This window comes from Gilliamella sp. CG22 (assembly GCF_046635725.1).
In the GTDB taxonomy this organism is placed as follows: domain Bacteria; phylum Pseudomonadota; class Gammaproteobacteria; order Enterobacterales; family Orbaceae; genus Gilliamella; species Gilliamella apicola_I.
In genome coordinates this window covers 166,757-186,805 of sequence record NZ_JBIDFK010000006.1, presented here as the reverse complement: position 1 = coordinate 186,805, position 20,049 = coordinate 166,757, and the positions used below count along the sequence as shown (strand labels likewise).

The following is a 20,049-nucleotide window of genomic DNA, read 5'->3' as shown; positions in this document are numbered from 1 at the left end:
GGCTTTCATTTTCCGCTAATAGACGGCACGGAAGTCGCCATGGCATTTATGGACGGCAATCCTGACCGCCCGTATATCGCCCATGCTCTGCATGACAGTGCTCACCCTGACCATGTCACCACAATAAACAAACACCGTAATGTGATTCGTACCCCCACCAATAACAAATTGCGCATGGATGACAAACGGGGACAAGAGCATATCAAGCTGGCGACTGAATACGGCAAAACGCAACTTAATCTGGGTCACTTAGTCAACCAAAAAAAAGAATTACGGGGCGAAGGGTTTGAACTGCGCACAGATGAATGGGGGGCGATAGCGGCTGAAAAAGGTTTATACCTGACCAGCCAGACCGAGCCAAAAGCGCAGGGTAAACAGTTGGATATGCAAGGCGCAATTAGCCAGATAGAAAACGCCTTATCGATAGCCAAATCACTGCAAAATGCCGCCAATCAAGCCGAAGCCCACGGCGCTGACACCGACAGCCAAGACCAGCTCAAGGCAAACTTAACTGAGCTGGCGCAAAGTGGCATATTAGCTTACGCTCAGCAAGGCATTGCGTTAACCAGTCCCGAAAACATCCAGCTATCAACCGGTAACAGCGTGAGTGTCACCGCTGAAAACCAGACTGACATCACGGCATTAAAAAACATCACGCTGGCATCGGGCGATGCGATAGGGTTATTTGCTCACCAATCGGGGATGAAGGTCTTTGCCAACCAAGGGGATATTGACATACAAGCCCAAAATGCCAACCTCAATATGGCAGCGAAACAAAATGTCAACATTGACAGTGTAGACGGCAAAATGACGTTAACCGCCAGTAAAAAAATCACCTTAATGTGTGGCGGTTCGTATATTGAAATTAGCGAAAAAGGCATTGTACTGGGCACACCGAATAATGTGTACATGAAGTGTAATGTCCTACAAAAAATGGGGGCAACAACGATAAATAGCGCCTTGTTAGCGTTACCCGATATGATAGGTGATTATGCCGTGAAATTTATCTGCAAAGATGAAACCGGAAAAATCTATGCCAACGAGCCTTACATTGCCACGCTGCCTGACGGTAGAAAAGTGCAAGGTAAAACAGATGAAAAAGGATATACAAAAGCCTTTCATACTATAAATGAAAACGAAACAATAACCATAGAAATGATAAGCAGGCTGTTAATTATGCCTAATAACAATGGAAACTCAGAAAGTGGACCTGTATTTACAGCCCAAACAACAAAACCTGAAGGTGGAAATATTGCTGTTCAAGAAGTCGTGCTAAAAAATGTGCCAACGCCTCTATTTGTGCTATTTGCTTATGGTGGCACTGGCGCATCGGACTTTGAAAAAGCAGCAAAACATAAACGGTTGAGGCTATTAAAAAAATATCCAGATGCTGAAGTAAGAATTATTAAAGGATTTCTTTATCCAAATGAATTTAAAGCTGAATGGACAAAACTATATAATGAATTAACTAACTCAGAAACGGCTTATAAATATGCATTGTGGCAAGTTCATTATTTTGGTCATGGTGGACCTGATAAACTTAGTTTAAAAGGTGAGGGAAATGATATCTATTTTAAAAAAGAAGACAATATGGAACGTTTACCTTGGCATCCAAATGAAGGCATTATGGTATTACATTCCTGTCGGGGTGGTGCTTATGAAGATCTTGAAGAAGAAACACAAAGAAATGCACAAAAGTGTTTAGCTAATGTCATTTCAAAGCAACAAGAAACTCGTTGTTTAGGACAAGTGACTTATGCTAATTTTGCAGCCAATGTTGACGAGTGTAATAATATTTTAGTTGCTACTTCAAGTCAAGGAATGATTCCGGCGCCCACCCCTTCACTAGATAGCGCTTCTTATAAATATCGACCAGAAAGAAAGTTAAATAGTGTACTTCTGTATATTACTTCTTGTGCCTTATGGGGGTATGCTTTATTCACTGGTAAAACACATCGAAAGACGTTAGCTAGAATGAAGGAGTATAAAAATAGAATGATTGAACAAGAACAGGTAATGAATGCTATCTATCCCATTTATGAAGAAATAAAAAAACTTGCACCGAAAAATCAAATACTACCTTGCCGAGTTTTTAATAAAGGAGAACTAGAAGAACGTATTGTTGAAGTAGATGTGTTTAATCAAAATGATTTGGAGTATCTTTAATGAAGCATCCAGCTAAAAAAAATAAATCAATACGGAAAAAATTACCCATTTTTGTCATTATTTTGGGTTTTATTATCGGTATTGGTCTTATATATTTAAGCAGTGATAATTCAAAAAAACGAAACCATGAACTTAATCAACCGGAAAATTTAATTATGGATTTTACAATTTACCCTTCAACCATTCCTGAAAATCAATTATTACGTATACACGAAGCTAAAAAGCTGTATGAATCAGCCTTTGACGATCAAGTATTCCATGCGGTAGTTAGTCCGGACAACTTAGTCAAATTTTTAAAACATGTCTGGCAATGGGATAAAAATGCTATGCCGTATTATTATTCTCTCCTTAATTGGCATAAATTCTTTGATGAAGATTACAAAGAAGAAGGGATGATCTCATTTACAGAATTTATGGATAAGTATCGGGATCAGCTAGTGGATAATACAGGTAAACCGTTAGTAGAACCAGAGGTGTTTAAAAGTTCACAAATAAAATGGTATTTAATGGATCGGTTTGCCGATTTAAAATATCCCTATTTTGCCTTTAAAAAAGGTTGGCAAATGGGTTTTTGTGGGTATGATGAACAAGGTATGGCACGCCCCTGTCCAGATGAGCGATTAGAAAAAAGTATTGAGTATTTTAATTACGCCATTGAAGGTGGCTATCATTGCTACGAAAATTTGATAGGCAGTATGTTATTTCAACAAGGTCGTCATTATAAAGATCAGAAATATAAACAACTGAATAAATTAACCGAATACCGCAGAGCATTAAAATCAGACGATTTAAAACAGGCAATAGATTATGCCCAGCTAATGGCAGAGCATAGCTCAATAATAGGCATATTGCGCATGACTGAAGCCTATTTATATGGTTTAGGACGGGAGCAAGATCCGGTTAAAGCCTATGCCTGGTCACGGTTAAGTGATTATGCAAAACAAAAAATTATCGAGATAGGCAACAATTTAGCATGGGATGCAGAGCAACTACCACCGGTTTGGGAATATAACAAAGAAATCCAAAATCGTTTAGAGCAACAGCTTACCCCAGCCGAAAAACAAGCGGCATTCGATTATTTGGAAACGCTGAAAACCAAAGTGGTCACTTGGGATTATAATGAATGGCGAGATCAGATAGATGATTTTCACCCTAAACCGTAATTTATTTGACTATATTGTAGTCAGTAAAATTTAAGGTTGAATAATAATGATTAATCTGGATAGCGTGAATTTTAGTGCAGAGAATAGCGTATGAAGAATAGCAAATTGAAACGTTCAAAGTTCAAAATAGTCATGCTAGCAATGAGTGTGATAATGGTTATTAGCCTTTATCAATTATATTTTAATCAATCACTCGATAGCCAAGTCAATGTTGGTTTTGTTGAATCCGAAAACTTACCCATGGACTATACAATTTACCCTTCAACCATTCCTGAAAATCAATTATTACGTATACACGAAGCTAAAAAGCTGTATGAATCAGCCTTTGACGATCAAGTATTCCATGCGGTAGTTAGTCCGGACAACTTAGTCAAATTTTTAAAACATGCCTGGCAATGGGATAAAAATGCTATGCCGTATTATTATTCTCTCCTTACTTGGCAGAAACACTTTGATGAAGATTACAAAGAAGAAGGGATGATCTCATTTACAGAATTTATGGATAAGTATCGGGATCAGCTAGTGGATAATACAGGTAAACCGTTAGTAGAACCAGAGGTGTTTAAAAGTTCACAAATAAAATGGTATTTAAGGGATCGGTTTGCCGATTTAAAATATCCCTATTTTGCCTATGAAAAAGGTTGGCAAATGGGTTTTTGTGGGTATGATGAACAAGGTATGGCGCGCCCCTGTCCAGATGAGCAATTAGAAAAAAGTATTGAGTATTTTAATTACGCCATTGAAGGTGGCTATCATTGTTACGAAGATTTAATAGACCGTGTGTTATTTCAACAAGGTGACCATTATAAAGATCAGAAATATGAACAGCTGAATAAATTAACCGAATACCGCAGAGCATTAAAATCAGACGATTTAAAACAGGCAATAGATTATGCCCAGCTAATGGCAGAGCATAGCTCAATTATAGGCATATTGCGCATGACTGAAGCCTATTTATATGGATTAGGACGGGAGCAAGATCCGGTTAAAGCCTATGCCTGGTCACGGTTAAGTGATTATGCAAAACAAAAAATTATCGAGATAGGCAACAATTTAGCATGGGATGCAGAGCAACTACCACCGGTTTGGGAATATAACAAAGAAATCCAAAATCGTTTAGAGCAACAGCTTACCCCAGCCGAAAAACAAGCGGCATTCGATTATTTGGAAACGCTGAAAACCAAAGTGGTCACTTGGGATTATAATGAATGGCGAGATCAGATAGATGATTTTCACCCTAAACCTTAGACGGAATCATGTTTCAACTACAAATGAGCGTTTGCTTGTGTGGCGCAAGTGGATACTCAAAAGTCAGAAAAGTGTTAGACGAATGGTGGCATGAACCGCAAGTGACCCCGACCAACTTATGTATGCGAACCTATCTATTTAACAACAAAGCGTTAATCGCCGATATTAACGAATACTTGGATATTCAACAAAACATAGCGATCAATGAGTCTGCTGATAATAATAGCCATCAGCCAAATGTCGATAAAGCGATTAACTTACTCAACAAATTGACTAAACATGTAAATCGGACTGGGTCGATTGTCAATCAGATAGCGGATCGCGGTTTTCCAATAGCATTGTTATCGGTTACCTTTGCTGATCTTGTCAGAAGTTTTTTAAGAGTCACGACCCAAAAATTTAATCAAACAATTCAAAACCGCCTAGGCAACTTAATTTTTGCCAAAATTAGGGATAAAGCTTTAGAAATGTATGAATCGGGCTATAATATCAACGGGCATTCTTTTGAAGTCTCTCCCAAAAAAGGTGTGCCACAAATAACACGGTTTGCCCGTGAAAAGTTTAATCATTCAGATTTAGTCAATACCAAAATCGCCATGATGGTATTTGCATTTAGTAGCTACGAAACACTCAAAAAATTAATTCATGGTAAATGGAATGATTCTCGGGAATTAGCCGAATTAACCGCATCCCTAATGGCAAGTGCAGCAGCGGGCACGCAAATTCTGACCAGTGCCATCAAAAGTTGTATCGAAAATAGCCCAACATCAAAAACTGCTACCGTAACCTACAATGCGTTTGGGCGATTATTTTTATGGTCGGCGAGTTTGGCGTTGATGGCTGGGGGAGTATCGGTAGTGTTAGATATTTCTGAAGCAATAAAAGTTAAGAATGAAAAACGTAAAATAATATTGATCGCTTATTCTGCTAGGGCTATAGCTACATCATTGCTTAGTATATCTCAATTTGTAGCTGCTTTAGGTCCATTAGTGCCATGGTTTGATAATATTATCATGACCAGTATCGAACGGACTTTTTGGGTAAATGTAGCTGAAGTCGGGATAGTTATCGGTCGCTTTGCCATTGGTCGATCTGCGGCAGTGTGGCTGGCGGCAATTAATTTTTACGCGTCTATGATTATTATTGTGGTCAGTGTTTGCCTGATTATTTTTGATGATGATGCTATGCAAAAATGGTTTGATCGCTGCTGTTTTAGTAAAGACCCTGAACGTAAAAAATTTAAAGATTTAGGCGAAGAACTCACAGAATGGCATCAAGCACTACAGGAGACTTTTTAATATGTACGCAGGCGAATTTTTATTATGGTTTGGTAACGCCATGAAATCCGAAACCCGTAAAAAATTAAAAATGGGTTATAACCATGCCGATATGACGCTCAAAGAAGTGCAAAAAGACTATACCCAAGAATCGGTCAGTGATAACCCGAGACCAATAGGACCTTACTACGCGTATAACGATAGCTATTTAGAAATTCGAGGGGGAATGTTTGAAAACTTTAGGGGAATTCTGACATGGGTTTGTTTGTTTGTTTTTTTAATACCTTTTCATGTAGTTTATATAGGGTTAAGTATTATTATTGAATTAGTTGATAATGGATCAGATGATATTTTATCAGATGTATTTGTACTTATATATTGCATTACTGTTTTTATTATTTCAATGTATCTAGTTATCCGCTATTTCCGTTATATCTATCGTTTTGAACTCTTCACCATACGCCATATTCGGGTACGCTTTAATCGGGTGACAAGGCAAGTCTATATTCAGCGCCCTAAATACTGCGGTGGCACAGTAGTGTTTAAATGGGAACATATTATGCCATCGAACTTTGGCGAAAGTGGCTCGGATATGGGTGGCACCAATATGGTTAATTTAATGAGCTTTCACCCGTATAAAACTGGCTTTCCGATTGCTCACTCCGTCGGCATCGGCAAAAACACCTATAACCCACAAGACTATAAAGACGAATGGGAATTTATCCGCCGTTATATGGAGCATGGACGGGACAATCTGCCTAAACCCCGTTTAAGCACCCATTTACCGATGCCTTTCCACGGTTTAGACGGGCATATCAAACCCATGATACACGCAGCAAAAAATGCGCCTACATTTTGGATGTATATTTTATTAATCCCAGTATTTTTAATTTTATTACCGTTTTACACCGTGGGCTACTTTATTTCGGAATGTTTATGCTGGCAACCCCGTTGGCCGAAAGTGATTCGCCAAGCAGGCAAAACAGGCATACCAGTCCCGAAAGAAACCACCTTATCGGACTATCCAGAAACAGTACAACAAGCCATATTAGACAGCCGTTTAGAGTGGGGCGTACGTGACGAAAAGACAGGCAAACTGGTTGATTATGGCAATGGTTAAAATCACAATGCGAATGAATCATAATCAAAACAGAAGGACATAAGGTAAGGACATAAAAAAATGTACGTAGGCGAATTTTTATTATGGTTTGGTAACGCCATGAAATCCGAAACCCGTAAAAAATTAAAAATGGGCTATAACCATGCGGATATGACACTCAAAGAGGTGCAAAAAGACTATACTCAAGAATCGGTCAGTGATAACCCCAGACCAATAGGGCCTTACTACGCATATAACGATCGCTATTTAGAAATTCGAGGCGGAATGTTTGAAAATTTTCGAGGGATTCTGACTTGGATTAGTCTACTAATATTTATGGTTCCATTTACAAGCTATGAGTTAGGAATTGAGATAGCTTTAAATTTATATTTTCAAAAAGATGATGATATTGTTTTAGGAGTTATTTTTATAATTATATACTCAATCATAACTCTAATTTTTATTTATTTAATACTTCGCTATTTCCGTTATATTTACCGTTTTGAACTCTTCACCATACGCCATATTCGGGTACGCTTTAATCGGGTGGTGACACGGCAAGTCTATATTCAGCGCCCTAAATACTGTGGTGGTACGGTGGTGTTTAAATGGGAACATATTATGCCGTCGAACTTTGGCGAGACTGGCTCGGATATGGGTGGCACCAATATGGTTAATTTAATGACCTTTCACCCGTATAAAACCGGCTTTCCGATTGCCCACTCCGTCGGCATCGGCAAAAACACCTATAACCCACAAGACTATAAAGACGAATGGGAATTTATCCGCCGTTATATGGAGCACGGACGGGACAATCTGCCTAAACCCCGTTTAAGTACCCATTTACCCATGCCTTTCCACGGTTTTAGTGGTCATGTAAGCCCGATGATTCATGCAGTAAAAAATGCGCCTACATTTTGGATGTATATTTTATTAATCCCAGTATTTTTAATTTTATTATCGTTTTACACCGTGGGCTACTTTATTTCGGAATGTTTATGCTGGCAACCCCGTTGGCCAAAAGTGATTCGTCAAGCAGGCAAAACAGGTAAACCAGTCCCGAAAGAAACCACCTTATCGGACTACCCAGAAACAGTACAACAAGCCATATTAGACAGCCGTTTAGAGTGGGGCGTACGAGACGAAAAGACAGGCAAACTGGTTGATTATGGTAATGGTTAATGTGCAAAAATATTTTTAATAAAATGATTTATCTATAAATAATAATGCGTACAGATTGTTAGTTTTGATAGTTATAGGATTAAACATAAATTGATGTTAAATACTTGCCTAAATTAAAGGCAAGATCAGCATTTAACCATTCGTCAAAATCAATTACCGAAAAGTAAAATATACCATTGCTATGAAAATCGGTCGGTGCGCCGAGGAGTTGCAAAAGCAGGCTCTACTTAAAAATCTTTTTAAACATAGTTAACATTATGATAAATATAAAATTACATTGACAATGTGCATTAAAATCAATCGCCTAAAAAAACATCAATAAATTGGTGGAATTTTACACCTCTCTATTTTAATTAATAAACAATAAGTTATAATTAGAGTGTTCCCTATACACATAGGGATAAACCGTTAGTACGGAGGTTTCAGTTATTGACGGTGAAGTGTTCCCTATACACATAGGGATAAACCGCGATTGAGGGTAACATAGAGCGTGCTTTATATGTGTTCCCTATACACATAGGGATAAACCGATCTGAAAGATTTAACTGAACTTAGTGAAATTGTGTTCCCTATACACATAGGGATAAACCGCGAACGGGAATTGCCCTGCGTGTGGTCGTACAGTGTTCCCTATACACATAGGGATAAACCACGATTGGGTCGCTGTACGTGGGATTCGAGGCTGTGTTCCCTATATACATAGGGATAAACCGTTCCCTCTTAGCGAAACATAAAACGGAATTAAGTGTTCCCTGTATACACAGGGATAAAACGAAAATTCAATAGATATAGATAAAGATAAAATTGATGAAAATATCAAGTTAAAAAAAAGCTATTGTGATGGTTGAATTCAGGGGAAAACCTGCAAAATTAATTTTGAATAAAAAACCGGTTTGGGAAGGGTTAGGATGGATATAAAACCTAGATGATGATGAAGAATTTGAAACAGAACTAAAAAATATAAAAATTATTTCAATAATTGAAGGTTAAAATCATTGACATTGTACATGTTTGTTGTACAATGTTTATTGGTTAATTACTTTTAAGAGGAATAATAATTATGAGACATGTTAGTTATTCAGCTGCTCGAGCTAATTTATCAGCAACAATGGACGAAGTTGTAAATGATAGAATGCCCACAGTTATCACAAGACAAAATGGAGATAACTGTATTTTAATGTCGTATGATGATTTTACAGCGTTACAAGAAACTGCATACTTACTACGTTCTCCCGCTAATGCTCAACATTTGTTAAATTCATTAGAACAAATTAATAATGGAAATTTAAAAGAGCGTGTGTTGAATGATGAATAAATTATTTTCCGATGAATCTTGGAATGACTATCTTTATTGGCAAGCAACCGATAAGAAAATGATAAAAAGGATTAATGAACTATTAAAGGATATTAGCAAAACACCTTTTTCGGGAGTTGGAAAGCCCGAAGCATTAAAATTTAATTTATCAGGATATTGGTCAAGACGCATAAACAGTGAAGATAGGTTAGTTTATAAAATTGAAAATAATTGTATTATTATTTTATCGTGTCGTTATCACTATTAATAAAAGCCAACAATAGTTGGCTTTACCATTATTTAATTAAAATATTTAAAAAAATAAGAAATATTACAAATATAAGTAATACTAAATTTACCATTGAATGGGTATTAATTTTCTTTCTTTCGTCTTCTAAATTTATTTTAGCCGCTAAAATTTCCTTTTTTATTAATTCACTGATTTCAGTTGTGGATTTTTCAACATATTTAGTTAATGTTTTTTTACTAGCGGATAATGAAGCGTTTAAACTTTTTTCTGCATATTTTTCTGTAATTTCATCATATTAAGACATAGTAAATTCTAATAATGATTTGCTCTGAACAATATCAAGATAGGATCATCGTTACTAATTAAGATATTATTTTGTTTCCTATACACATAGGGATAAACCGAAAAAGAACAAAAAAGCTGATAGTGTAACAAAGTGTTCCCTATACACATAGGGATAAACTGTTGCTGAAATGTATTCTAATAGTGAGAGAATAGGTTGCTTGATTATATGAACTTTTTTCACGATCATAATCCAATACTTGGTATGGCTAATTCATTGATTAATGCATTAGGGATCATTTCAATTTTTCATCCATGTTTTCGTAGATCTTAATCGGCTTAATGGGAACTAAATCTCCATCTTTTACTTCACATTCGGAATTATTAATAGTAGAAGTATTTTTTTCATTCCTTGTTATTCCAGATTAATTTTGTTTTATATTCTCGTTCAGATTTGATTGAAAGTCCGCTTAATGATTCTATCTTATCTAAAAACTTTATTTTCTTTTTCAACACTGCTTTGATTACTCATTAATACTACGATAAATTACTTACTAAACTGATGATAAGCGAGCGAAAAAACAATCGATATCTTATATTGACAAGATAATAGATATAAAGTTCACATATACAATGACTTTTACATAAATGAATAATATCTAATTATTTTTATTCGGATTTATTTGGATGTTATAAACCAATTGCGGCTAAGTAAACTGGATGTTCTACTCTGTCGGTCTATTAAAAAGTTCTCATATTTGATAAGTATTAACATGGTATTTACGATACGAACTAAAATAATCGGTAAAAATAGCGTACAATAGCGCAATGTTTACTTGTACATCAGCTTAATTAATTTAGGAAATAAGTATGACCGGCAAATTTATTGTCATTGAAGGACTTGAAGGTGCAGGAAAAACCACAGCAATTAATACTGTTGCGCGTATTTTAAAGCAATCTAATATTGAAGATTTACAATTTACTCGTGAGCCGGGTGGAACACCGATTGCTGAAGCGTTACGTAATATTATTAAAAATGGTTTAGAACATGAGCCATTAACGGATAAAGCTGAATTATTGATGTTATATGCGGCTCGAATTCAACTTATTGATAATGTTATAAAACCCGCTCTTAAAATAGGAAAATGGGTAATAGGTGATCGTCATGATTTATCCACGCAGGCATATCAAGGAGGAGGGCGCCAACTTGATAGCGTATTGATTGAAACGTTACAAAAGCAAGTGTTAGGTGATTTTAAACCCGATTTAACTTTGTATTTGGATGTTGATCCAAAAATAGGATTAATGCGAGCAAAATCTCGTGGTCAGCTAGATAGGATTGAGCAGCAATCTATCCTATTTTTTGAACGTACTCGTCAACGCTATTTAGAGCTTGCTATGCAAGATGATACTATTGTGACTATTGATGCCAGTCAATCAATGAATGTGGTAACACAGCAAATTGAAGACGTGTTAACTGCATGGTTATCATTAATATAGGTTAATAATGCATGATCAAAAATGGATATAGTTGGCTCACGCAGCCATATCAGCAATTAGCGACAAGTATTTTACATGATCGAGCCCATCATGCTTTATTAATTAATTATATTCAAGGTAGTGGTGAAAATGAGCTAATTGAGCAATTAGCAAATCGTTTATTATGCCAAGCATCAAGCGATCTAGCCCCTTGTTTAAAATGTCATAGCTGCCAGTTATTTTTGTCTCATCATCATCCTGATTATTATAAGATAACTAACGAGCAAGGTAAGCAATCGATCGGTATCGATCAGATTCGAAGTATTACCGCTAAAATTTATGAAAAATCACAGCAAGGCGGTAATAAAGTGATTTGGATTAAACATGCTGCCTTAATGACCGAAGCCGCCGCAAATGCATTATTGAAAACGTTAGAAGAGCCACCTGCAAATACTTATTTTATTTTAAGTGACGATCATAATAGTCATTTATTACCAACTATTTATAGTCGTTGTTTTTCTTATTTTTTACCGATACCTAAGCTTGAACAGTCTATGGATTGGTTGAAAAATATACAGGATTTACATTATAGTGATAATGAACTTGCGTCAGCTTTGTTATTAAGCGAAAATGCGCCATTAACAGCAAAAACTTTGTTGGATCCTACAAAATGGCAACAACGTAAAGTATTTTGTGAAAATTTATTGAGTGTTATTCCTAATAATGATTTTTGGACGCTTGGCGTAACATTTGAGCATGACCATTTTATTGATCGCATTAGTTGGTTTTGTGCTTTATTAAGTGATGCTTTGAAAGCAAAACAAAAAGCTGGGCGGTATATTATTAATCGTGATCAAGTGCCATTGGTAAGATTATTGGCAACATTAAGTTATGAAAAAATTACTGCTCTTTATGAACTCTGGTTGAATGCCAGACGTCAGTTATTGTCAATAACTGGGTTGAATAAAGAATTACTGGTTTATTATGTTCTTTCTCAATCAGAGTTGATTTGCGATTAAATATTTTCATGGAAGTGTTGAGGGATATTATTTTATATGTAAATGTTTTAACGAAGGATTATAGTGAGTTATTTATCTATTGAATTTGGTCTGTTGTTTATCGTTTTTTTTGCTATATATTGGGCATTTAACTTATTACCTAAATTCCAAAATGCCTTGTTACTCGTTTCAAGTTATTTAATTGTAAGCAGTTATAGTTGGCAATTTGCGTTGATTCTTGGTGTTTATACCAGTGTAACTTATCTTATTTCCATTATGATATCGGTTTCAAAAGATCATGCTAAAAGTTGGTTGATTTTTGGCTTAATAATATCGATTAGTAATTTAGCATTATTCAAATATTTTGATTTTTTTCGACAAGAACTACAAGCTTTACTTAACGTCTTTCATATTCCTATTTTATTACCATTATTTTCTGTGCTAATCCCTATTGGTATTTCCTTTTATACTTTCCATTCTGTCAGTTATTTAGTTTCAGTTAAAAGAAAAGAGATTGAAGTAGCTAAATTTTGGGATTTTGCACTTTTTTTATCTTTTTTCCCCAGTATTGTCGCAGGGCCGATCAATCGAGCTAAGGATTTTTTGCCGCAAATTTCAGTTTGCCAACCCCGCCAAATTTTAGAGCCATATCGAGCTTTTATATTAATCATGATGTCAATCATTAAAGTTTATTGTTTAGGTGGTTGGATAAATGATGCATGGGTTAATCCCATTTTTGCCAATCCATTAGAATTTAGTGTGATTGATTTATTAGTGGGTGTATATGCTTATGCAATTCAAATTTATCTCAATTTTTCAGGCTATACGGATTTGGTGACAGGTATTGCTTTGTTGTTAGGGTTTCGTCTACCAATTAATTTTAACCAACCTTATTTATCTTTAAATTTAAGGCATTTTTGGGCGCGTTGGCACATAAGTTTATCTCAATGGATTCGGGATTATATTTATATTCCGCTTGGCGGTAATCGTAAGGGATTTACCCGAACACAAATCAATGTTTTGTTGGCAATGTTTTTATCGGGATTATGGCATGGTGCAGGTATCAATTTTATTATTTGGGGTATTTGCCATGGTATTGGTATTGTGGCTCTGAATATTGGTGATCGCTTTTTTGGTCGTGATGTGATTAGTCAACGCTCACCTTTTATTGCACGTTTATTAACTTGGCATTATGTCTGTTTTACTTGGTTGTTTTTTTATTGTGAAAATTTATCCGATGCTTTGGATTATTTAATGGCATTAACGCATAATGTGATGATAAAACCACAATATTGGCAGGCTTTTTTGATTATCATGGTTGCTTATTTAGTTTATCCAATGTGTAAAAATCTTCCAAATTTGGCAACGGTACTGTTATCTAAAGTTAATAAATTATGTTTACCTGTGATAATGATATTAATTTTGTGGTGTGTCATTTATTTTGCGCCGTCAGGTATGCCCGATTTTATTTATGCCAGTTTTTAATTGTGTTTTAAAATTTTTTAAGATCAGTTTTGACAAGGAACAGTAATTTGAAGGATTTTATGAAGTTAAGTAATATGCTAACAATGCCAACTAACAAAACCTTATCTGCATTTTATATTGTTATAGTGTTAGTTGTTACAGCTATTGCTTTAATGGTTTTGTTTCATAAATCAATATTGATTTATTGCCAGCAATCTTACCATTTTGAGTTTTTTGATATGGCATTAATGGTGGATGATGCTAATGTCACTGAGGATGATCAGACAAAATGGACTAATGAATCGTATGAATCAGAGGAGTTAGAAAACACGAATATTGAAAAGGATAATCAAAAACATCCTAATGTCGTGACTGCAAATGTAATTGCAGATAAACAGTTACAACAAAATAACCGGCAAAACAAAACAATAAAATCCAATCACACAACTGAAAATAATAAACAAAAATTACCGTTAATTAAGGGTGATAGCCTGCAAGCTACTAATAAACGTCAAACTCATTCTGATAGTCAACTATACAGTACTCGGACTAATACAGCGTTAGGTAAAACGGTAACATTGGATGAATCAAGTAACCCAAGACTTAGCAATAATACCAATTTTACTGAACTTTCACCGATTGTTTTAACTAAAAATGACAAAGTCCTTTTTGCGGGGGATTCATTAATGCAAGGGGTTGCACCATATGTTAAAAAAATGTTATTTAAACAATATAAGATAGAAAGCATTAACTTGAGTAAACAAAGTACTGGGCTTGCTTATCCAAAAGCTTTTGATTGGCCAAAAACAATTAATGATGCAATCAGTGCTGATGCCTCCATTAAATTAATCGTCATTTTTTTAGGCCCTAATGATCCGTGGGATTTTCCTGTTAAGGGATATGCTAAATATGCTAAGTTTAAATCGCAATTGTGGGAAGAACAGTACCGTTTACGTGTTGCATCAATATTAGATATCGCGAATCAACATAATGTAAAAGTACTTTGGCTTTCTCCACCTTGTATGCGTAAACCAAAGTTGAATGACGGAATGAATTATTTAAGCCATTTATATGAATCCGAAGTTGAAAAAGCGCATCAACATTTTATGGAAACCAATACATTATTAGGTTGTTCTTACGATCAATTTAACAGCTATATTGAGACTAATAAGCAAAAAATTAAAGTGAGAATAGACGATGGTATTCATTTTACAATAACTGGACAAAAGCTTTTAGCTCAAGCAATTTTGAACCAAATCACATCCACTTTATCAGAGGATTCCCACATTGAATCAATGCATTAAAACTATGGTTGCTGTTTTTTTGGTGGTGTTTACTGTCAGTTTTAGTACTATGGCTGAAAGTATTCCAACGTCTAAGTCTGTGATTGTTGATTTTGGCGATCCAAATGCTAAACAATTTGTTTTACGCTTAAATTCATTAGTCAATAATCAAGACCACACCCATAAAGTTGTTAATATCACCCAATTTGGTGATTCTCATACCGCTGCAGATTTTTTTACAGGCGAATTTAGAGCGTTGATGCAAGATAAATATGGTGATGCAGGTATAGGTTGGGTTCCTCCTATTTGGGTTAAAGGGCAAAACCATACTCGAGTTAGTTTGAAAGATTCTAATTGGGAATTGTTAAGTAGCCGAGTATTAAGTAATCTCGATTTTCCTATGGGCGGTTTTATCGCTAAACCTATTAATTCTCAAGCTTCTGTTGAGTTGGCACTTAAAGCAGACGATAGAGATATATGGAAAGTTAGCCTTATTTTTAAAACTAAGAAAATAACTAAAAATCCATTAAGTATCTATAATAAAGATAAAATTACCTTTAGTTTCAAGAATAAATTTGGTGGTTGGCAAACGACAACGTTTACTTCAACGCTTCCTATTACCATTAAAAGTAAAGATAGCACTGAAATTGGTGGATTTTGGTTAACTCGAGCCAACAAGTCGGGTGTTATTGTATCTGCGATTGGTTCGAATGGGGCTAAGCAAACAATTTGGCAAAAATGGCGTCCTCAGTGGTTTCAGGAATTATTATTATCCAAAAGCGATTTGGTTATTTTGGAGTATGGAACAAACGAGAGTTTCGATGAGACTTTAGATGCAGATGAATATCGGAAAAATTTAGTCTACAACATTCGTAAAATTCGAAAATTATTGCCGAATGCTGCAATTTTATTGATTTCACCTCCTGATACAATGATTAATCAAACTGAAATTCCAAAGTCTTATAATTTAGTAAAAAGGATTCAAAAACAAGTGGCTAAATCAGAAAAAACACTGTTTTGGGATTGGCAGGCCGCTATGGGGGGAAGTCATTCGGTTAAGCTTTGGTCTAAGTTTGGATTGGCTCGGTCAGATTTAGTACATCAAACCTTGCAAGGCTATAAAGAAAGTGCCAAAATCTTTTATAATGATTTAAATGAATTTGTTAAAAAAAATAGCGATTAGTTATTAATAAAAGGAATAAATCTGTTATGTCTTCACCTATTATCGTTGCTGTTGATTTTGCTGATGTTAAATCAGCTTGGAATTTTATTGATCGTGTTGAGCCAAAAGATTGTCGTTTAAAAATTGGCAAAGAGCTTTTTACGCATGCGGGGCCCGATTTTATTAAACAGATTATGAATAAAGGTTTCGATGTTTTTTTGGATCTTAAATTTCATGATATTCCAAATACGGTTGCTAAAGCTATCGTAGCTGCTGCTGATTTAGGTGTTTGGATGACAAATGTTCATGCTAGTGGTGGGTCTCGGATGATGCAGGCGGCGAAAGACGCACTCTATCCATATGGTAAAGATGCGCCTCTTTTAATTGCGGTAACTGTTTTAACCAGCATGGAGTCGGTAGATCTTCAAGAAATCGGTATCCCTGTTTCGCCTTTGGAACAAGCCACTAAATTAGCTTTGTTAGCCAAAAATTGTGGGCTTGATGGCGTAGTATGCTCCGCTAAAGAAGTGCAAAGTTTTAGAACTCGCTTAGGGAGTGATTTTAAGTTAGTGACGCCAGGTATCAGACCCGCCGGTTCAAATGCTGATGATCAGCGTCGAATTATGACGCCACAACGTGCGCAAGCTGCAGGATCGGATTATCTGGTTATTGGTCGTCCGATTACGCAAGCAGAAGATCCTTCATTAGCATTGCAAACTATTTTATCAACCCTTGATTTGAGCAAGAGTTAATTTCATGATGTCTGATAATCCACTTGTTTATTCTACCGAACAAGGTCGTATTAAATCGGTTGAAGTAAAAGAATCTCGACCTAAAGGGGATGGGATTATTCGAATTCAACGCCAAACATCCGGACGTAAAGGCAAAGGTGTGTGCGTCATTTCAGGATTTGATTTTGATGATGCCCAACTTCAAAAAATAGCTGCGGAACTCAAAAAACGTTGTGGTTGTGGTGGCGCAGTTAAAAATGGTAGCATTGAAATTCAAGGCGATAAACGTGATTTACTCAAATCTTTGCTGGAAGAAAAAGGCTTTAAAGTAAAGCTAGCCGGTGGTTGAGTTGTGGTAATTGTCTTTACTCCCATTATTGAATGGGAGTAAATCTGCTATATGTTAGTGAGAACGATAGCTACGCATTTTGTTGCTGATTTCACGGCGTTCTTTTGAAATTTCAGCATTTTTGATAATATAATCATCTACACGATCATCATAATCACTTTTCATGTTAGCAATAATCGCTTGAAGTTCGTCATAAGTCATATCTGGTTTTATATAATCACTCAAATTTTCAAGTAATAATACTCGTTTTTGGTTATCTCGGATTTTTTTCTCATTATCGGATATTTCACGTTTTAATTTGTTTAAACGACGTGATAAACGAATATATTCTAATACATCTTGAAATGATGGTGCGGCGTTTTTTTCCTTGTCCATCTATAACCCCTTATTTCTAAAATTGGAAAAAATAAATTATGACTAATTATATACTAATAAATTTATAGATGATAATTAAATCTGTTTTGAGTATTTATCAATTTTAAATTATGTTCAATGAAAAATCATTGATATTACAATAAGTTACTACCGTTCAATGTGAGCTTGCTTATGATTTTAATGGCTATTTATTTATTCCTATTTGTCATCAACGATAAATATCGATGCTATTGACCCAATGTAGAGTGTTTAATTGAACTTATCATGTCAGTTTACTCTAAGCCAAGTTTATCCCAAATTTCATCGATATAAGCCACAACTTTTGGATCTTTTTTGATGATTTTTCCCCATTCTCGCTGAGTTTCGCCTTGCCATTTATTGGTCGCATCTAATCCCATTTTTGAGCCTAACCCAGAAACAGGCGAAGCAAAATCTAAATAATCAATCGGCGTATTGTCAATAAATGTGGTATCACGATGAGGATCCATGCGCGTTGAAATAGCCCACATGACATCTTTCCAATCTCGGGCATTGATATCATCATCACATACAATAACAAATTTGGTATACATAAATTGGCGTAAGTAAGACCAAACGCCCATCATGACACGTTTAGCATGGCCTGGATACTGTTTTTTGATGGTCACAATTGCAATCCGGTAGGAACATCCTTCGGGTGGTAAATAAAAATCGACAATTTCAGGAAATTGTTTTTGTAAAATAGGGATAAATACCTCATTTAAAGCGAGTCCCATTACGGCTGGTTCATCGGGTGGACGACCCGTATAGGTAGAGTGATAAATCGCATCTTTTCGACGAGTTAAATGCGTAACCGTAAAAACAGCAAATTTTTCAACTTCGTTGTAGTAACCAGTATGATCACCATATGGGCCTTCAGGCGCTAATTCATTCGGATCAATATAGCCTTCTAAGATAATTTCGGCGGTAGCGGGGACATCTAAATCATTGGATAGCGATTTTACTACTTCAGTTCGACTATTGCGTAACAGACCTGCAAAGGCGTATTCTGGTAAGGTATCTGGTACGGGAGTGACTGCACTTAAAATGGTTGCTGGATCTGCACCAATGGCAACACTAACAGGAAACTTTTCATTAGGATGGGCTTGTTGCCATTCTGCAAAATCAAGCGCTCCTCCTCGATGAGATAGCCAGCGCATGATTAACTTATTTTTACCCAATAATTGTAAGCGATAAACGCCGACATTTTGCCTTTCTTTATAAGGTCCTTTCGTTATCGTTAGTCCCCAAGTTAAAAGTGGTGCTACATCATCGGGCCAACAATGCATGATTGGCAGACGAGTTAAATCAACTTCTTCATTTTTAAAAATCAATTCCTGACAAGGCGCAGACGATCGTCGCTTAACAGGCATATTTAATATTTGCTTATATTTGGGTAACACATTAAAAAATTGCTTAATGCCTTTTGGTGGTTCTGGCTCACGTAAAAAAGCTAATAATTCACCAATTTCACGTAATTGCGATGTATCTTCTAACCCCATTCCCATCGCAACACGTTTGGGTGTTCCAAATAGGTTACAAAGTACGGGCATGTCATAACCAATAGGATTTTCGAATAATAAGGCTGGGCCTTTAGAACGTAAAACACGATCTGCAATTTCGGTCATTTCCAAATAAGGATTAACAGGATAGGGAATTCGTTTTAATTCACCTTGTTCTTCAAGATAATTTAAAAAATCACGAAAATTGGTCAAGTTCATAAAAATAATTACTCCCTATTAATCTGCCTTTGTTTACACTAATTTAAGGTAGTCTAACATCCTAAATGTTAACGTTATTTTGTCATCAACTAGTCAGCGTCAAAATTTTCACTATAAATAGGCACTTGTTGATTTAGATTGCACTTCACAATTTTAGGTAATAATGTTTTAAATTGCTGTTGGTCGATATCAATAAATTTATTTTCATCTACTTGATAAAAAAGATATTGGGTCGTTTGATCTTCAAACTCAAAAGAAGCAATCCAATAGTTTCTATCATCATTGTTTTCATTAGCAAACACTTTGATGATGGTATTTTCTCGTATTTCAGGTTGATTATGTAATTTGTGTTCGATAATATTTTCAGCGATTTGCGAATCGATTTCATCGAAAATTATATAATCAGTTTTGTTGGTTTGACATGTTTTAATGTTAATTTCAGCATAACTATTAGGTATAAAATACAATAAGCTTGATAACACAATGACATACTGACTTAATTTCATTT

The 20,049-nt window shown here is 35.5% G+C and carries 19 protein-coding genes and 1 CRISPR repeat array; of the genes, 15 read left to right on the top strand and 4 right to left on the bottom strand.

Going from position 1 to position 20,049, the window contains the following annotated elements; translation table 11 throughout:
* The 8 genes from ACGH46_RS07535 to ACGH46_RS07500 all read left to right on the top strand — a co-directional run.
* On the top strand, positions 1–2,166 hold a 2,166-nt coding region (locus ACGH46_RS07535), incomplete at its 5' end, for a DUF2345 domain-containing protein (protein ID WP_411605096.1).
* Positions 2,166–3,329 carry a hypothetical protein gene (locus tag ACGH46_RS07530; RefSeq protein WP_411605094.1) on the top strand — a complete coding sequence of 388 codons (1,164 nt, stop codon included), beginning with the start codon at positions 2,166–2,168 and terminating at the stop codon, positions 3,327–3,329. The genes ACGH46_RS07535 and ACGH46_RS07530, both read left to right, overlap by 1 nt.
* Before the next feature lie 90 nt (positions 3,330–3,419).
* Complete coding sequence (locus ACGH46_RS07525) at positions 3,420–4,577, top strand: hypothetical protein (protein WP_411605092.1); 1,158 nt, start codon at positions 3,420–3,422, stop codon at positions 4,575–4,577.
* Positions 4,578–4,585: 8 nt separating this feature from the next.
* Entirely contained in the window at positions 4,586–5,875 is a 1,290-nt protein-coding gene (locus ACGH46_RS07520) for a hypothetical protein (protein ID WP_411605089.1), read from the top strand.
* Position 5,876: 1 nt separating this feature from the next.
* Positions 5,877–6,974: a DUF6708 domain-containing protein gene (locus tag ACGH46_RS07515; RefSeq protein WP_411605086.1), complete on the top strand. Its 1,098-nt coding sequence runs from the start codon at positions 5,877–5,879 to the stop codon at positions 6,972–6,974.
* Between the two features lie 60 nt (positions 6,975–7,034).
* Positions 7,035–8,135, top strand: coding sequence for a DUF6708 domain-containing protein (locus ACGH46_RS07510; protein ID WP_411605083.1), 1,101 nt, complete (start codon positions 7,035–7,037; stop codon positions 8,133–8,135).
* A gap of 379 nt (positions 8,136–8,514) precedes the next feature.
* Positions 8,515–8,908: a CRISPR direct-repeat array (repeat unit 28 nt; unit sequence GTGTTCCCTATACACATAGGGATAAACC).
* Between the two features lie 287 nt (positions 8,909–9,195).
* Positions 9,196–9,450: a type II toxin-antitoxin system prevent-host-death family antitoxin gene (locus ACGH46_RS07505; protein ID WP_267352425.1), complete on the top strand. Its 255-nt coding sequence runs from the start codon at positions 9,196–9,198 to the stop codon at positions 9,448–9,450.
* A complete protein-coding gene (locus tag ACGH46_RS07500; RefSeq protein ID WP_267352432.1) occupies positions 9,443–9,697 on the top strand; it encodes a Txe/YoeB family addiction module toxin in 255 nt (84 codons plus the stop codon). The genes ACGH46_RS07505 and ACGH46_RS07500 overlap by 8 nt, the downstream gene beginning before the upstream one ends.
* Before the next feature lie 28 nt (positions 9,698–9,725).
* Here ACGH46_RS07500 and ACGH46_RS07495 read toward each other — a convergent pair whose 3' ends face one another.
* Complete coding sequence (locus tag ACGH46_RS07495; protein WP_411589974.1) at positions 9,726–9,965, bottom strand: hypothetical protein; 240 nt, start codon at positions 9,963–9,965, stop codon at positions 9,726–9,728.
* Between the two features lie 866 nt (positions 9,966–10,831).
* On the opposite strand from ACGH46_RS07495, the gene tmk reads away from it, so the two are divergent.
* From tmk to yciH, 7 genes are all read left to right on the top strand, one after another.
* Positions 10,832–11,461 carry a dTMP kinase gene (gene tmk / locus ACGH46_RS07490; protein ID WP_411605081.1) on the top strand — a complete coding sequence of 210 codons (630 nt, stop codon included), beginning with the start codon at positions 10,832–10,834 and terminating at the stop codon, positions 11,459–11,461.
* Between the two features lie 11 nt (positions 11,462–11,472).
* On the top strand, positions 11,473–12,459 hold the full coding sequence (locus ACGH46_RS07485; protein WP_411605078.1) for a DNA polymerase III subunit delta' C-terminal domain-containing protein: 987 nt from the start codon (positions 11,473–11,475) through the stop codon (positions 12,457–12,459).
* Between the two features lie 63 nt (positions 12,460–12,522).
* Positions 12,523–13,923: an MBOAT family O-acyltransferase gene (locus ACGH46_RS07480; protein WP_411605075.1), complete on the top strand. Its 1,401-nt coding sequence runs from the start codon at positions 12,523–12,525 to the stop codon at positions 13,921–13,923.
* A 59-nt stretch (positions 13,924–13,982) separates the two neighbouring features.
* Positions 13,983–15,206 carry a DUF459 domain-containing protein gene (locus tag ACGH46_RS07475; RefSeq protein ID WP_411605073.1) on the top strand — a complete coding sequence of 408 codons (1,224 nt, stop codon included), beginning with the start codon at positions 13,983–13,985 and terminating at the stop codon, positions 15,204–15,206.
* Positions 15,190–16,368, top strand: coding sequence for a GDSL-type esterase/lipase family protein (locus tag ACGH46_RS07470; RefSeq protein WP_411605070.1), 1,179 nt, complete (start codon positions 15,190–15,192; stop codon positions 16,366–16,368). Before ACGH46_RS07475 ends, ACGH46_RS07470 begins: the two co-directional genes overlap by 17 nt.
* A gap of 26 nt (positions 16,369–16,394) precedes the next feature.
* Positions 16,395–17,099 carry an orotidine-5'-phosphate decarboxylase gene (pyrF, locus tag ACGH46_RS07465; protein ID WP_267352418.1) on the top strand — a complete coding sequence of 235 codons (705 nt, stop codon included), beginning with the start codon at positions 16,395–16,397 and terminating at the stop codon, positions 17,097–17,099.
* Between the two features lie 4 nt (positions 17,100–17,103).
* Entirely contained in the window at positions 17,104–17,427 is a 324-nt protein-coding gene (yciH, locus tag ACGH46_RS07460; RefSeq protein ID WP_411605067.1) for a stress response translation initiation inhibitor YciH, read from the top strand.
* Between the two features lie 54 nt (positions 17,428–17,481).
* Here the strand turns inward: yciH and tmaR are convergent, their stop codons facing one another.
* The 3 genes from tmaR to ACGH46_RS07445 all read right to left on the bottom strand — a co-directional run bounded on the left by tmaR (position 17,482) and on the right by ACGH46_RS07445 (position 20,047).
* On the bottom strand, positions 17,482–17,802 hold the full coding sequence (tmaR, locus tag ACGH46_RS07455) for a PTS system regulator TmaR (protein WP_065558977.1): 321 nt from the start codon (positions 17,800–17,802) through the stop codon (positions 17,482–17,484).
* Positions 17,803–18,074: 272 nt separating this feature from the next.
* Positions 18,075–19,541, bottom strand: coding sequence for a 4-hydroxy-3-polyprenylbenzoate decarboxylase (gene ubiD, locus ACGH46_RS07450; RefSeq protein WP_267352417.1), 1,467 nt, complete (start codon positions 19,539–19,541; stop codon positions 18,075–18,077).
* Positions 19,542–19,630: 89 nt separating this feature from the next.
* Complete coding sequence (locus ACGH46_RS07445) at positions 19,631–20,047, bottom strand: hypothetical protein (protein ID WP_411605063.1); 417 nt, start codon at positions 20,045–20,047, stop codon at positions 19,631–19,633.
* Between the last annotated feature and the right edge of the window lie 2 nt (positions 20,048–20,049).

Bases quoted from the DNA above. Each gene is read 5' to 3' on its own strand.
- ACGH46_RS07520 (WP_411605089.1), top strand. From the start codon at position 4,586: ATGTTTCAACTACAAATGAGCGTTTGCTTGTGTGGCGCAAGTGGATAC.
- ACGH46_RS07445 (WP_411605063.1), bottom strand. From the start codon at position 20,047: ATGAAATTAAGTCAGTATGTCATTGTGTTATCAAGCTTATTGTATTTT.
- tmk (WP_411605081.1), top strand. From the start codon at position 10,832: ATGACCGGCAAATTTATTGTCATTGAAGGACTTGAAGGTGCAGGAAAA.
- ACGH46_RS07485 (WP_411605078.1), top strand. From the start codon at position 11,473: ATGATCAAAAATGGATATAGTTGGCTCACGCAGCCATATCAGCAATTA.
- ACGH46_RS07515 (WP_411605086.1), top strand. From the start codon at position 5,877: ATGTACGCAGGCGAATTTTTATTATGGTTTGGTAACGCCATGAAATCC.
- ACGH46_RS07525 (WP_411605092.1), top strand. From the start codon at position 3,420: ATGAAGAATAGCAAATTGAAACGTTCAAAGTTCAAAATAGTCATGCTA.
- yciH (WP_411605067.1), top strand. From the start codon at position 17,104: ATGATGTCTGATAATCCACTTGTTTATTCTACCGAACAAGGTCGTATT.
- ACGH46_RS07505 (WP_267352425.1), top strand. From the start codon at position 9,196: ATGAGACATGTTAGTTATTCAGCTGCTCGAGCTAATTTATCAGCAACA.
- ACGH46_RS07500 (WP_267352432.1), top strand. From the start codon at position 9,443: ATGAATAAATTATTTTCCGATGAATCTTGGAATGACTATCTTTATTGG.
- ubiD (WP_267352417.1), bottom strand. From the start codon at position 19,541: ATGAACTTGACCAATTTTCGTGATTTTTTAAATTATCTTGAAGAACAA.
- tmaR (WP_065558977.1), bottom strand. From the start codon at position 17,802: ATGGACAAGGAAAAAAACGCCGCACCATCATTTCAAGATGTATTAGAA.
- ACGH46_RS07475 (WP_411605073.1), top strand. From the start codon at position 13,983: ATGAAGTTAAGTAATATGCTAACAATGCCAACTAACAAAACCTTATCT.
- pyrF (WP_267352418.1), top strand. From the start codon at position 16,395: ATGTCTTCACCTATTATCGTTGCTGTTGATTTTGCTGATGTTAAATCA.
- ACGH46_RS07530 (WP_411605094.1), top strand. From the start codon at position 2,166: ATGAAGCATCCAGCTAAAAAAAATAAATCAATACGGAAAAAATTACCC.
- ACGH46_RS07510 (WP_411605083.1), top strand. From the start codon at position 7,035: ATGTACGTAGGCGAATTTTTATTATGGTTTGGTAACGCCATGAAATCC.